Raw genomic sequence first — 14,512 nt, 5'->3', positions numbered from 1 at the left:
AAAAAACCTCTGCTTACACAGAGGTTTGAATCTGGTCATTAATTGGATTTCTTTTAAATCTGCTAAGAGCGATGAAAATCAGTAACAGGATAACACTGATTACAAGAAGGAAATTCCCATTAGGCAGATATTGAATGGCCAAGCCGCCAAAAAATGGCCCAGAGATGCTTCCAAGGCTAAAGACTATTCCACAAATAATATTGCCGGCAGGAAGCAGTTGTGTAGGCAATAGATCGGTCATATAACTGATTCCTAAAGAGAAGGTGGAGCCGACAAGCATACCTGCAATAAAGAAACAGATAAATAAACCTGTAACGGTTTGTTCAATTAAGGCAGCTGTTAAAAAGATGGCAAAACCGCTAAAAAGAACATATTGAAGAACGCGTTTCCTCCCTAAGGAATCACTTAAAATTCCTAATGGGATCTGGGTAATAATGCTGCCTGCTGCAAAAGCAGGCAAGATGATGGAGACTTGTTGAACATCCATATTAATTCGTAAAGCATAGATAGGGAAATTTCCATTTAGGGATGCTTCCAAAAATCCATAACCAAAAGGAGGCAAGAACGCAACCCATGCATACTTGGCAACTTTTTTGAAACGATGTAAGGTACCGAAAACATTGGTTGTTTCCAAATCTTCATCTGGAAATTCATTTTTTAATAAAAAGACGGTCAACCAAGCAATAAGACTGATTGCTGATGCAACGATAAAGGGTAATGCCCGATTAACTTCAATTAAATTAGTCAGTAATGGCCCAACTGCGAAACCTATGCCGAAGGATAAGCCATAAATGGATATATTTCTGCCTCTCTTGTTTACTGGCGTAAAAGCGGTTATCCAGGTTTGGGTTGTGAAATGTAAGGTATGATCTCCAATTCCGATAATCATACGGAGAATGAACCAAAACCAGAAAGAATCTAGGATCGGAAATAACAGAAACGCAATAATCACCGACAGTCCGCCGAAAAAAATCAGGGGTTTATAACCAAATTTTCGCAGAGGAATTTCCATGAAAGGTGAGATTAATAGTATTCCCAGATATAGTCCTGTAGCATTTAATCCGTTTAGACCGGAGCTTACTCCATCCTGTTCAAAAATAATGGCAATTAAGGGTAACAGCATTCCCTGTGAGAAACCTGACACAGCAACTAGAATAATAAGTGCAGAAAATCTAATTTTTTGATAGTTCATAATTATCTCTCCTATATCTATCTGAATCAATATTAGAGTTGTTCACAAACTTTAGCAAGGAGATTTTGAAGACTAATCTAAAGGTAATTCGGGAATAAATGAATATATTTTAGATTAGAAAGAAGGAATTCAAGGGATGGGACAAAAAATATTTTCTGCAATGCTAATGATTGGCCTACCGGTATCCATAGCCGGCTCCATTTTACATTGGCCAAGTCTGCTCATGTTTGCTGTTTATTGTTTAACGATTATTGCTCTGGCAAGTTTTATGGGGAGGGCGACAGAAAGCTTAGCAATCATATCCGGACCGAGGATTGGAGGATTGCTAAATGCAACATTTGGAAATGCTGTTGAGCTGATCATCTCCATTTTTTCTCTTAAAGCGGGACTGGTGGGAATTGTATTGGCTTCTTTAACAGGAAGTGTCATCGGTAACTTATTATTAGTTAGTGGGGCTTCATTTTTCTTGGGTGGTATTAAGTATAAAAGACAAAAATTTAATGTATTTGATGCCAGGCACAATGCAGGGCTATTAACATTCGGTGTATTAGTTGCATTTATCATTCCTGAAGTATTTGCCGGAGAGATGGAAAGAAGTAACCAAATGGTCATGAGTACAGGCATATCCATTATCCTGATCTGTTTATATTTGGCTGCTTTATTCTTTAAATTGGTCACCCATCGCGGTGTCTATCAACGTAAGGAAGACTTGTCTTTTGCAGAGGAAGAAACTGAAGAAGCAGAGTGGAGCAAAAAATGGTCGATTATGGTCCTAGCTTTGGCAACAGTGGCAGTAGCCTATGTATCTGAGAAATTGGTACATACATTCGAAGACGTAGGGAATCAATTGGGCTGGTCTGAATTATTTATCGGGGTTATCATTGTAGCAATTGTCGGAAATGCAGCTGAGCATGCATCTGCCATTATTTTCGCTTACAAAAATAAAATGGACATTGCTGTTGAAATTGCTGTTGGTTCTACTTTACAGGTGGCCATGTTTGTAGCACCGGTACTTGTTCTGGTATCTTTATTATTTGAAACGCAAATGCCACTTGTCTTTACATTGCCTGAACTTGTGGCGATGGTGCTATCTGTCTTTTTAATGATTGTAATAACGAACGATGGGGAAACAAACTGGTTTGAAGGACTCACCTTACTTGCTGCTTATTTAGTGATGGGGATAGGTTTCTTTCTGTTATAATAATAAATTAAAAAAGACTCTGATCTACTATGGATTCAGAGTCTTTTTTATGTTTTTCCAATTTGCTTCATCATAAGTCATGTCTAACTAAATTCTAATCCTTCCAAAAATAAATGTATCTTTTCAAAGGTAGATATTTCTGTTTTAAACAGTCATGTTAGTTAGCCCTATAGGTCACATCCTTTATCTTTATTGTCCTGATTTGTGACGAAATCTACATTAAGTTTTCCGTGTGAGGATGGTTTCGATAAGCATTCCTCCCTGCAGTTATTCCGGCTGTTGATTTCGCCTCCTTTACGATATGTTGGTTTTAGTATAGCACCTTCCTGTAGTTTTGTAAATATTCTGAATTTTACAAAACTGTGACAAAAAATACTGGTTTGTAATGTGCTAAATAAACAGTTAATATAGCTTAACAATCTGTTAATTCTAGTAACTGCAAGGTGTAATAAAACAATCCTGATTTTTGAATAGTTTTTTTGCTTAAGAGGGAAAATAACGGAACAATCATTCTTTTTTGTATGTAAGAAAGGAGCTTCAAGCATGAGAAGAAATTTTTTTATCATGATCGTTATAGCCATGCTCGTTATTATTCCAACCCAGCATAACTGGGCTGCCCCAAAAGAAGGAGCAGACCCTACGGTTGAGGAAGCTAAGTATAAAATTCCGGAGTCCGTTTTATCGATCAATAAAGAAAACACATATCCCAATTCCAGTCAGGACACGCCAATGCTTGAGCCAAGTGAGTTATCCAAACAATTGCTTAAGTCCAGCAACGTTAAAATAGAAAATCCTGAATTAGTTCACATGCTTAATGAAACCAATATCGGAACCAATCCGGTTGCCTTTTGGTATAGAGCCACTGTTTACTTAGGTAAGTGGGCTTTAAATTATGAATCGATGGAAACCTCTCCAAACTGGGAGTATCAAAAAATCAATACGAATTTTTATGATAACCGTGGCGGGGATACGAATTTTCAAATTCATTATGTCCAAGAGACACAAAAAGTGGTGCGCGGAGGATTGACAGCAAAAGTACCTTCCAGTCAGGATATTCAAAAAATGATGCTGGCGAGAGCATCAGAAAAATCTAAACTGCCACTGGCATTTGAGACCATCATAGGTAGCGGTACAAAAAAAGACAGAGTATACAATATACCGCCAATGAGACTTGGCTACCTCTATGGGTATGCGCCGGCAATAAACGAGAAGGGTAAAGTCACATATGGTGAGGTCTATTTAGTATTGAAAGGAAGCAAACGTGAGATTGTAGTAAGGAATGTAACCTCACAAGGGATTGGAGCCTGGATTCCTATTCAAGATCATGTTTCATTCCAGTTCAGAGCGGTCAACCGACCATATTGATTGCCGTTTAAGTCTGCAAGCTTCAGCCGGTTTTGGTTGAAGCTTCTTGCTTTTGGGTAAAATAGAAAATGGTCAGTTGCGAAATAGGCTACTATCGTTTAGGATAATATTTATGATGAAAGGAGCCGGATTAGTTTGACAACACCGATTTATAATAAAGATGAACAAGTAAAATACTTAAAAGACCGACTTGAGTTATTTATGGAGGTTTTAGACCGGATTGAGCCTGAAACAGCGGATATTGAAGATATTGACCGCCTAATTGAAATCGTGGATTCAATTGAGGAGAAGTTTCAAAGCTTTCAAAATCGACCGGAAACAGAACCTAATAAAGAGGTATAAATGAATAAGATTATATGGCAAATCCGTTATAAGCGGATTTGTCTTTTTTATATTATATCGTTAATGCAATCATTCGCTGTGCTGCATAAATTCCCTTACTCTGATTAAAACTATCTTTATCAAAAGTATATTCAGGAGGGAAAATAGTGAAAAAATGGCTTATCACCGGATTATCTGCCATCATGCTTTCGGGGACATTATTCCTGGGCGTTGCTGAGGCGATTTCAAACGTACAGTATGGTTGGGGCTTTAATAAGGGAAAGAATGAACAGCCTGCTGATGCAGGGCCTAAATATAATGCAATCGTTGAAAAATACGGTGCTGTTTATAAAGTAAACACGACAAAGAAAGAGATTTACTTAACGTTTGATAATGGCTATGAAAATGGATATACGGAGAAGGTACTGGATGTACTGAAAGAACATAAAGTTCCGGCTACCTTTTTTGTTACAGGTCATTATTTGAATACAGCTGAACCGTTAGTGAAAAGAATGGTGAAGGAAGGGCATATAGTTGGCAATCATTCATGGAGCCATCCCAATTTCACACAGGTATCGGATGATAAAATAGCTGATGAACTGGAACGGGTTAAGAAGAAGACAGAGGAATTAACAGGGCAAAAGGATATGTCCTATATCAGACCGCCACGAGGAGTATTTAGTGAACGAACTTTACAGGTGGCAAATGATCTGGGCTATAAACATATTTTATGGTCGGTTGCTTTTCTTGATTGGGATGTGAATCGTCAGCAGGGGTGGAAGCATTCCTATGATCAAATTATGGCTCAAATTCATCCTGGTGCCATTTTGCTCTTACATTCTGTGTCTAAGGACAATGCAGAAGCACTTGGCCAGGTGATTACAGATTTAAAAAAGAGAGGGTATACCTTTAAAAGCTTGGATGATATGAATTGTGAAAAACCACAGAAGACACCACAAAAACAGAAAATAGACATAAAGATATAATGTGCCTAAACAAAAAACCGCTTACAAATAATAAGCGGTTTTTAGTATTAATATTGAAAAAACAACGGGCATCATATTTATCTTGAGAAAATGGTGAGATAAGGGCATTCCTGTGTGGGGTTCCCTTTTTGATGGTTGAATTCCTGTCAATCTATTTGGGAGCCATTCGCTTTCATTTTCATTGGCAGTATGGATAACAACCTTTAATCGAAAAACATTTAAGACTGAGGAGTGTAAACGATACAACCAATTTTACTGGAGTGGTCCTGAACAAAGACATCTGCTGAATACTTGCGCAATATCCAAAGAATGATAAGGTCCCCTAATGATCCGATGGTCATAAACAAGCCAATAAAAAACCAATAATCATTTCCGTTTAAAAATGCATAAATTAATGGCACAATTCCGAGGACAATCGGTAATAAAACACTAATCCGATAAGCTTTGATCCTGATTGGTATTTTGCAATGGGCATAAGGAGTAAGATACTTCCATAAAACACCCAGTTTAACCTCACTTATTTTGGCTTTCCCGAAAAATATGTAGCCTACTAGATGCAGTACTTCATGCATGAAAATTAGGAGGATGTATCCAACAGCCAGTTCAATTAAAAAGAATAGGTCAATCTCACCGATTTTCCAAATGAACCAATAGGGGATAAGCAATCCGACCATAAGAGTGAAAGTACTGATCAAAATTGGTTTATTTAAATCTTCCATTTCACGAGTTTCATCTATTATTTGATATGATTTCAAGGAATCAGCCAGCATCGGAAAACCTCCAGTTATAGATTACTATCAGTTTATCATATAAGAAGGATATATTTGGTGATTTTTAAGACTCCAGCTATCTTGTCTCACTAGTATAGATCAATCTCTATAAGCTATAATGGATGGTAGAATGATCAATGAATGGAGGAGGGAATTCATGCTTACAGAAGCAAGCTCTCTTTTAAAGAAGTATTTTGGTTATGATTCTTTTCGCAATGGACAAGCCAAAATTATTGAGCAGGTGCTACAAGGAATCGATACACTAGGAATTATGCCGACAGGCGGAGGTAAATCAATTTGTTATCAAATCCCGGCGATGATAATACCGGGCGTTACCCTCGTTATTTCTCCATTAATCTCTCTCATGAAGGACCAGGTAGATTCACTGGATCAGGCCGGAATACCCGCCACCTTTATTAATAGTTCCCTAACCGCGAGTGAAGTGAATGATCGTTTGTATGACATCCAGCAGGGGGCCTATAAGCTCTTATATTTGGCGCCTGAAAGACTGGAATCCCATGGCTTTATTGAGGATATCCGTCAATTGCCGGTTGGATTAATTGCTGTAGATGAAGCTCACTGTATATCACAATGGGGTCATGATTTCCGCCCGAGTTATTTACGCATCCAATCATTAGCCGAACAATTGAATTCCAATCCGGTTGTCCTTGCCCTGACAGCAACAGCAACTCCGCGAGTGCAGGCAGATATTCGCCGGTCCTTGAATATTGAGGATTCACATACGGTTATAACTGGCTTCGAACGGGAAAATTTAAGCTTCCAGGTCGTGAAAGGGCAAAATAAACAAAAATATATTGATGCGTATGTAGGAAAAAATAAACAGGAATCCGGGATTATTTATTGTGCCACACGAAAAACAGTGGACCATCTATATGAACGTCTCCAACAAAAAGGTATATCAGTTGGGAGATATCATGCGGGTTTATCAAGTACAGAACGTGAAACAGAGCAAAATAAATTTTTAAGTGATGAAATTACTGTCATGGTCGCAACGAATGCGTTTGGGATGGGGATAGATAAATCAAATGTACGATATGTGATTCATGCTCAAATGCCTAAAAATATGGAAAGTTACTATCAGGAGGCAGGCCGTGCCGGACGTGATGGCTTGCCGAGTGAATGTATATTGCTTCAATCTGAACAGGACGTTCAGGTCCAGCGCTTTTTGATTGATCAATCGTTTGGTGATGAAAACCATAAAAATCAAGAGTTGCAAAAGCTCTATCAAATGCGTGACTATTGCCATACTCAAGGATGTCTGCAGGCCTATATTCTGCATTATTTTGGTGAGCAGGAGGCAGATGACTGCGGGCGGTGCTCTAACTGTCTGGATGAACGAAGTGCGAAGGATGTGACAAAAGATGCCCAAATGGTCTTATCCTGTATAATCCGAACTGGCGAACGTTTTGGAAAAACAATGATTGCCCAAGTGTTAACTGGCTCATCCAATAAGAAATTGCTTGAACAAAACTTTCAATCCTTATCAACGTATGGGTTAATGAAAAATCAATCAACCAAAGAGATCGCTGAACTGATTGATTTTCTAACATCTGAGCAATTAATTGGGATTACGGGTGGGCAATATCCGCTCTTATATGTCACAGCTTCCGGCAAAGAAGTGTTGCTCGGGAAACGTGCGGTAATGAGAAAAGAAGCTGTGCGAATCACCGCTATTTCAACAGATGATCCTTTATTCGAAGTGCTGCGTAATTTGCGAAAACAAATTGCAGGAGAGGAAAAAGTGCCTCCATATTTGATATTTTCCGACCAAGCTTTGCGCGATATGTGCGTTAAACAACCGCAAACCAAAGATGAGTTCCTTGAGGTGAAGGGAGTCGGAGCTCAAAAGACAGATAAGTATGGTGAGCGATTTGTGGAAGTGATCACAGCGTTTATAAAGGAAAATGATTATGAAGCACCAATTGTAGAACAAGAGGGGAAAATGCCTGCGATGAAAAAATCCAAGGCGGGTACTGCCAACTCACATATGGATACGTATGAATTATATAAACAAGGGCTTACGCTGAAGGAGATTGCAAAAGAAAGAGATTTATCTTCTCAAACAGTAGAAAGGCATCTATTCCGATGTGCAGAAGAAGGATTGCCTCTGAATTGGGAGTATTTCTTCTCACCTGAGGAGGAAATCCAGATTCTACAGGCGATTGAGGAAGTGGGGAATGATTTTTTAAAGCCAATTAAAGAGCATCTTCCTAATGAAATCAGCTACAGTGCGATTAAAGCGGTAATAACGAAGAAGAACATGGATACGGCTCCAATTTAATGGGCCGTTTTCCTATGTACCCATATAGCTGCAAAACCTGTTATAATAACTGGACTAGTCCATAAAGGAGTGATAATGATGTGGAAAGAAACCATTCATGTAGAAGCTCCCTATGATTTTGACCTGGTATTGGAAAGGATCGGTCTTGATCCTCTGTATGAAATAGATTACCGCAATCGCTTGATTCAGGTCCCTTTACTGATTAATGGTAAGCCCAATGTTTATACCGTCCAAGCGATCGGTACGGTAGATAAGCCGGCCTTTACGATTAGCGGCAAAGAAGAACAAGTATTGGCGACGGATCGTTTAATGGAGATTTTTCAGTGGCATCTGCCACTTTCAGATATACATGCTCACTTTGGAGAGACGAAGCTCAATGATATTTTTACTCGCCATCGCGGTACCCCGCTTATTTTAGAATTCGACCTATATGGCTGTCTCGTGAAAAGTATTATCCATCAACAGCTGAATATGGCGTTTGCTCAAAAACTAACGAAGGATTTTGTCACAGCCTATGGGTATCAGAAGGACGGAGTATGGTTTTATCCATCTCCAGAGACAACCGCTGCTCTCACAGTAGATGAACTAAAAGGAATGAAATTCAGCGGCAGAAAAGCAGAGTATGTCATTGGCCTTTCAGAAAAGATTGCAAGCGGTGAACTCAGGTTGGAAGAGTTGCGCACAAAGACAGATGAAGAAATTATAGAAGAATTAACAAGAATTCGAGGTGTAGGCAGATGGACGGCTGAAAACTTCCTGTTATTTGGTCTTGGCCGCCCGAATTTATTTCCAAAAGCAGACATCGGCATTCAGAATGCTATTAAGCTGCTATATAACCTAGAACGAAAGCCAACAATGGAAGAGATGGAGCAATTCAGTAAGGAGTGGCATCCTTATTTAAGCTACGCTTCACTTTACTTATGGAGAAGCATTGAAAAACGGAGGAATATTGATGAACCAACAGGCAACATTAGTCCGTGAAGGACAAGAGATTTTACTAACTATTAAACGCCTTGGCATAAATGGTGAGGGAGTCGGCTACTATAAACGTCAGGTTGTATTTGTACCGGGTGCTCTGCCGGATGAAATTGTAGAAGTAAAGATTACGAAGGTCCATCCGAAGTATTCGGAAGGTCTTGTCAAAAAGATTAAAAAGGCATCGCCACATCGAGTCGAAGCACCATGTCCGGTTTATGACGTATGTGGTGGATGCCAATTGCAGCATTTGGAATACAGCCAACAATTGAAGGAAAAACGTGATATCGTTATTCAATCATTGGAGCGCCATAGCCAATACGATGCCAGCAATGTAGATATCCGTCCAACAATTGGGATGGAGAATCCATGGAATTACCGTAATAAAAACCAATTCCAGGTTGGCACCAATGAGACTGGAGAGTTGATTGCCGGCCTTTATGCGGCAAATACTCATAACTTGATTGATATTCCAAATTGTATCGTTCAGCATGAAGCAACGAACAAGGTTACTCGTACAGTATTGGATATTTTGCAGGAATTTGGATTGCCATCCTATGATGAGAAAAAGAAAAGCGGGATTGTTAAAACGGTCGTAACCCGTGTCGGCTTCTCATCGGATCAGGTCCAAGTGGTGATCATCACCATTTCTGAAAAGCTTCCTAAGAAGCGCCAAATCATAGAAGAAATCAACAAACGTTTACCGGAAGTCGTTTCCATTGTTCAAAACGTGAATAAAGAACAGACTCCGCTTATATTCGGCGAAAAGACGATTCATCTGTGGGGAGAAGAAGCAATTGAAGAAGAACTTGGCGATTTATCCTATGAGCTATCAGCGCGTACCTTCTTCCAATTGAATCCAGTACAAACCGTGAAGCTCTATGATGAAGTGAAAAAAGCAGCTCGCCTTCACGGTCATGAACGAGTAGTAGATGCTTATTGCGGAGTAGGAACGATAGGATTGTGGCTTGCGGATTTTTGTAAAGAAGTTAGAGGCATGGATGTCATTCCGGAATCAATTGAAGATGCCATTCAGAATGCTAAAAAGCATCATATGGATAATGTCAGCTTCGAAGTAGGCAAAGCAGAAGTTCTCATGCCTAAATGGCTGCGCGAAGGCTGGAAGCCAGATGTTGTTGTCGTCGATCCGCCAAGAAGCGGCTTGGATCATAAATTAATGGATGCCATCCTGCGCACACGTCCAAGAAAAATCGTCTATGTATCCTGTAACCCATCCACACTGGCCAAGGATTTGGACTACCTAAGCAAAAAATACAGACCAAAATATATCCAACCAGTGGACATGTTTCCACAAACTTCTCATATTGAGTGCGTTGTGGAGATTATGTTGAAGGTGTAACCAATAAAAATACTCTTGGCTAACTAAATAAACATTTGTTAATCGACCCAGTTTTCGTATAAATAATCTTTTATGAAAACTGGGTCTTTTTTTATTGAATCCGATTAGCAGATAGGTTTGTCTATTTAATATAATTTTTTGAACATGTCCTGCTACCTAAACCATTTACAAATTCCCCTTTAGCAAAAGCGGGTTTGAAATTTGGACAGGAATGTGTTTGATGAAATCTTTTAATCTTATATCAAAATAATCCTCTATATCCCGTTTTAGTATCTCTTCTAGTAGAATGAATTCCATTACAATATAGTCTAGATCGAAAACATTATATAGATCTTGTTCTGCCCAGATTGATTTCACTCTGGCCTTATTGGAAAAGGGGATTAATGACAGGATAGCTCCATTCTCATAGTCAGCATATTCAATCGTGTAATAATGGAATTCCGGTGTAGGATTCTTCTTCGTAATCTCTTCTTTCCATCTATACAATGCTTTATAGAATTCGAGTATAGCTAGTTCTGTTTCAAAGTATAATTCGTTGTTGATTTTTATTGTAAATGTGGCATCCACGGCTAATATGGCAGGCACATCCCTTTTATGCTTTTTTGAGATCATTTCTTTATCTACTACAAAATTGTATTCAAACTTTATTTTGTTTGAAATACTGTCCATGTCTTCGTCACCCTATCTCTATTCTAATTTTGTCTCTTCCTAAAATGCTGGAGGCTATTTTAGTTAAGCTATATATAATAGAATTCGACAAAAAAATGATAAATCTTTCTTTTAGGTTCCATATTTAATCCAGTATTCTTTCTCGGTTTTCTAAATGAACGCTTAGATAACGAAGCAGAGACCTGGAATTGTCCAAGAATTAATCAAGTTATATAAAGAATATTGTTTTGTTAATCGAGGAAAGTAAATATAAGTTAATTAGTTGATTCATCCAAGTCTAAAAAGGAATTATAGTATCGATATTACTTTTGTAATGAGGTAGTATACTTGAAGACTCCGAAAAATACATTTGCCAGATCGATCCTTGTTTCGTGAATTATACGAATTCGGGTCTTTTTTTTTTATCATCCATCCCCCCTGGTGGTTATATACATTTATTGTGCACGAAAGAAGGCATCTATTGATGTCTTTTTGATGTTTATATAAACGTCAAACCAATCAAAAATAAACTTTATTCCGCTTCTTTTGGTATGCTCATAATGATTGGTGGTTTGGAAAATATTTTATTTTCTGTAACCTTTTTTATATTTATACGTGGTATTAGTGAGAGGGGGTAATGAGGCTGATTCAATAGATAGTCTCTATAGCACTTATTTTTCTGATATATATCGTTTCCTTTTCTCTCTTTGTCATAATCATCATACAGCGGAGGACCTTGTTCAAGAGACCTTCTTTCGTGCCTATTTATTGAGAATTATCAAAGTGGAAGTGTAAAGGCATGGCTTTTTACGGTAGCATATCATGCATATATTGATCATCATAGAAAGCATAAAAGAGTAACAATTCAGGATGAAGGCTATTTTTCTAGATTTTTAGATAAGAACAGAGCGATTGATGAAACGATTGTGATTCATGAGGAAATAGAAGAGCTATTACGTGAAGTGAATGCATTACCTGAAAAACATAAGATGGCAGTACTGCTTTGTGACTTTAATAGTCTATCATATGAGGAAGCTGCTGAAGTAATGAAGGTTAGTAAGGCATATGTAAAAGTTCTTTTATTTCGCGGGAGAAAAGCAATAAGGAAAAGAAGGAGTAAAGAATATGAGTGATGAATTTAAAAAGCGCATGGAATCATATGAAAAAGGTGAACTTTCTGCAGAAGAGGCAAAAGAGATTGAGAAAGAACTGGAGAGCATGGAGAGATATTTGGAAGAAACTGATGAAGAAAATAGGGGAAAGTTAACTGATTCTGATATTGGCATAAAAAAACAACAACGAATTATGAAATTTGCAAAATGGAAGGCAAGATTTCAAACAGCACTTATGGCTATAGGTTTATTTCTTCTATTTTCATTCTTTTCTTCCATCCTAACTCTGATGTATTACTCGTTCGGAGCTCCTGACCGAGTAAAGAAATTACGTAATATCGTTGATTACAGTCTGACTGTAATGAATCCTTATGGTCATATGGATGGTACAAGTACGAGCACTTCTGCCTATTTTGGAATGACAGCCTCAAAAGATATAAATAAGGTTATTGGAGATGATACGATCAAAGTAGGTGAAATGGAAACTGATTTTTTCTTCTCAAGGATGTCATATCCCGAAGTTACCTATTTCAGCCCTATATCTATTAACAGTCCTGCTTTTATTTATCCGGGCTCAAGCCCACGAGGTTTTTCAGGGTGGGAACGATTAAAAAAGGTTCCGGAAGGGACGGTTGTTTCAGCCTATGTTTCATTTACTGATTTACTAGAGACAGAAGAGGTATTTTCATTATTCGAGACTAAGGATATGAGATTAATATGGCTTGCAGTGGATACTGGTTTTGAAAAGAAAGAGACCAAGTGAACCAACTTGGCATGAGGATGATATGATTATAGATTTTCGACAAGAGGAAAAAGCTTTTTTTGGAACTGAAATAGTTTCTGAGGGGTTTTCCTCACCGGAATATGAGGTAGGCGAAGGAGAACCACTGCATAAGCAATTCCGAAAAACACTGCAATTCCTGGAAAAATATGAAGGAAAAGCTGAAAAGTTTTATATGGGAGAGCTAAATCTATCAAAACGTATTCAATACATGGAGAAGCATGGTTATAAGCATTACGGGGCTGTTATTACAGGACCAACAAAAGAAGTATTAAAATTACAGGATGAAGGAAAAGTAAGTGAATTAGAAGTAGACGAAATAGAATTTTGGAATTGGGAAAGTGAACTCTGAAAATAGTTTGAGTAAAACTTTTGTTATGCGATATTCAGGCAGTTAAATAGAGATAGCTTAATGAACTAATTGGGTGCTCTTATTCTATTCTGGACTGTCATAAAAGAGCACGGATTAACCGGATTTGCTAAACTCATGTTGGTAGACTGAGTTTAGAAAGGAGAGTGCTTACATGGAGGGGCTTCAAAGGATGCTCGACAGCATCGAGTATATAGAAGGTAATTTGGAACAGTATCTTTGTATGGAAGATATTGCTAAAATTGCGTGTATGTCAAAATTTCATTTCCAGCGGATGTTCAGCATGCTGACGGGATATACCGTAAGTGAATATATTAGGAATCGCCGTCTCACAGTTGCTGCGCAGGAACTGGTATATTCCAAGTCTAAGGTAATCGATGTTGCACTGAAATATGGCTATGAAACTCCGGAATCCTTTACAAAAGCATTCCGGAAAATTCATGGAATCAATCCGTCATCTGCAAAGAAAAATACTCAATCCTTGAAGGCTTATCCGAGGCTCTCTTTTCAAATTCAGTTAAAGGGTGATGTGGGAATGGATTATAAGATTGTCGTAAAGGAAGCATTTAAGGTTGTTGGGAAAAGCATACGCACGAGTACTAGTGGGGGGGAGAACAATCGGAAAATAGCCTCTTTCTGGGATGAATCTAATCAGAATGGATTCGCCGCTGTACTTGCTAAAAATAGTGGATCTCTTGGATTAATTGGAGTTTGTATGGACTTTGATAAACTACAAGAAAATCTAACTTACTTGATCGGGGCAGAGAAACATATAGAACATGTCCCAAATGATTGGGAAGAACGACAGATTCCGGCTGCTACCTGGGCTGTTTTTCCTGTTCATGGCGCTATGCCTGATGCCATGCCAAAGGTGTGGAATCGAATTTTCTCTGAATGGTTTCCGGCAACAGGCTATGAGCATTCGGGTGGACCTGAGATGGAGGTTTACTTAAGTGATGGAGATCCATCTTCTAAGGATTATTATTCAGAAATATGGATACCAATTAAAAAATAAATAGAAGGATAAGCTTATAAATTAATCGAGCGGATTCATTAAAGAAGCAATGTAGTGGGCTACATTGCTTCTTTCTATTTGAGAGATGGAGAGACTTGAATTTAATAGGGGTTC

Annotated in this window: 15 protein-coding genes; 12 read left to right on the top strand and 3 right to left on the bottom strand. The window is 38.3% G+C overall.

The features are described from left to right. Positions 1-13: 13 nt before the first annotated feature. Positions 14-1,192 carry an MFS transporter gene (locus FHY45_RS18120; RefSeq protein ID WP_066108271.1) on the bottom strand — a complete coding sequence of 393 codons (1,179 nt, stop codon included), beginning with the start codon at positions 1,190-1,192 and terminating at the stop codon, positions 14-16. Positions 1,193-1,328: 136 nt separating this feature from the next. On the opposite strand from FHY45_RS18120, the gene cax reads away from it, so the two are divergent. The 4 genes from cax to pdaA all read left to right on the top strand — a co-directional run bounded on the left by cax (position 1,329) and on the right by pdaA (position 5,065). Beyond that, positions 1,329-2,393 (top strand): calcium/proton exchanger, encoded by a 1,065-nt coding sequence (gene cax / locus FHY45_RS18115; protein ID WP_139892730.1) that lies wholly within the window; start codon positions 1,329-1,331, stop codon positions 2,391-2,393. Positions 2,394-2,936: 543 nt separating this feature from the next. After that, positions 2,937-3,758: a YfkD famly protein gene (locus FHY45_RS18110; RefSeq protein ID WP_066108261.1), complete on the top strand. Its 822-nt coding sequence runs from the start codon at positions 2,937-2,939 to the stop codon at positions 3,756-3,758. A 135-nt stretch (positions 3,759-3,893) separates the two neighbouring features. Next, positions 3,894-4,100 (top strand): SE1561 family protein, encoded by a 207-nt coding sequence (locus FHY45_RS18105; RefSeq protein WP_066108258.1) that lies wholly within the window; start codon positions 3,894-3,896, stop codon positions 4,098-4,100. A 182-nt stretch (positions 4,101-4,282) separates the two neighbouring features. After that, on the top strand, positions 4,283-5,065 hold the full coding sequence (pdaA, locus tag FHY45_RS18100; RefSeq protein ID WP_139892767.1) for a delta-lactam-biosynthetic de-N-acetylase: 783 nt from the start codon (positions 4,283-4,285) through the stop codon (positions 5,063-5,065). Between the two features lie 218 nt (positions 5,066-5,283). Here pdaA and FHY45_RS18095 read toward each other — a convergent pair whose 3' ends face one another. Next, a complete protein-coding gene (locus FHY45_RS18095) occupies positions 5,284-5,835 on the bottom strand; it encodes a DUF3267 domain-containing protein (RefSeq protein ID WP_139892729.1) in 552 nt (183 codons plus the stop codon). A gap of 157 nt (positions 5,836-5,992) precedes the next feature. On the opposite strand from FHY45_RS18095, the gene recQ reads away from it, so the two are divergent. The 3 genes from recQ to rlmD all read left to right on the top strand — a co-directional run bounded on the left by recQ (position 5,993) and on the right by rlmD (position 10,472). Further along, on the top strand, positions 5,993-8,137 hold the full coding sequence (gene recQ, locus FHY45_RS18090; protein WP_066108252.1) for a DNA helicase RecQ: 2,145 nt from the start codon (positions 5,993-5,995) through the stop codon (positions 8,135-8,137). 78 nt (positions 8,138-8,215) lie between these two features. After that, a complete protein-coding gene (locus tag FHY45_RS18085; protein WP_139892766.1) occupies positions 8,216-9,118 on the top strand; it encodes a DNA-3-methyladenine glycosylase family protein in 903 nt (300 codons plus the stop codon). After that, positions 9,090-10,472: a 23S rRNA (uracil(1939)-C(5))-methyltransferase RlmD gene (gene rlmD / locus FHY45_RS18080; RefSeq protein WP_139892728.1), complete on the top strand. Its 1,383-nt coding sequence runs from the start codon at positions 9,090-9,092 to the stop codon at positions 10,470-10,472. Before FHY45_RS18085 ends, rlmD begins: the two co-directional genes overlap by 29 nt. 165 nt (positions 10,473-10,637) lie before the next feature. Here rlmD and FHY45_RS18075 read toward each other — a convergent pair whose 3' ends face one another. Continuing rightward, entirely contained in the window at positions 10,638-11,141 is a 504-nt protein-coding gene (locus FHY45_RS18075) for a DUF7878 domain-containing protein (RefSeq protein WP_066108243.1), read from the bottom strand. Between the two features lie 594 nt (positions 11,142-11,735). Here FHY45_RS18075 and FHY45_RS21280 point away from each other — a divergent pair. The 5 genes from FHY45_RS21280 to FHY45_RS18060 all read left to right on the top strand — a co-directional run bounded on the left by FHY45_RS21280 (position 11,736) and on the right by FHY45_RS18060 (position 14,398). Next, positions 11,736-11,915 (top strand): sigma factor, encoded by a 180-nt coding sequence (locus tag FHY45_RS21280; RefSeq protein ID WP_373925502.1) that lies wholly within the window; start codon positions 11,736-11,738, stop codon positions 11,913-11,915. Beyond that, positions 11,888-12,253: an RNA polymerase sigma factor gene (locus FHY45_RS21035; RefSeq protein WP_225983701.1), complete on the top strand. Its 366-nt coding sequence runs from the start codon at positions 11,888-11,890 to the stop codon at positions 12,251-12,253. The genes FHY45_RS21280 and FHY45_RS21035 overlap by 28 nt, the downstream gene beginning before the upstream one ends. After that, positions 12,246-12,995 (top strand): anti-sigma factor, encoded by a 750-nt coding sequence (locus FHY45_RS18065; protein WP_257469180.1) that lies wholly within the window; start codon positions 12,246-12,248, stop codon positions 12,993-12,995. Before FHY45_RS21035 ends, FHY45_RS18065 begins: the two co-directional genes overlap by 8 nt. Next, entirely contained in the window at positions 12,973-13,365 is a 393-nt protein-coding gene (locus FHY45_RS21030) for an anti sigma factor C-terminal domain-containing protein (RefSeq protein WP_139063872.1), read from the top strand. The genes FHY45_RS18065 and FHY45_RS21030 overlap by 23 nt, the downstream gene beginning before the upstream one ends. Positions 13,366-13,537: 172 nt before the next feature. Further along, positions 13,538-14,398, top strand: coding sequence for an AraC family transcriptional regulator (locus tag FHY45_RS18060; RefSeq protein WP_139892727.1), 861 nt, complete (start codon positions 13,538-13,540; stop codon positions 14,396-14,398). The last annotated feature ends 114 nt before the right edge of the window (positions 14,399-14,512 follow it).

Source organism: Bacillus sp. D386, assembly GCF_006346415.1.
The sequence above is the reverse complement of the archived record's forward strand: the minus strand, read 5'-3'. Positions and strand labels throughout refer to the sequence as shown.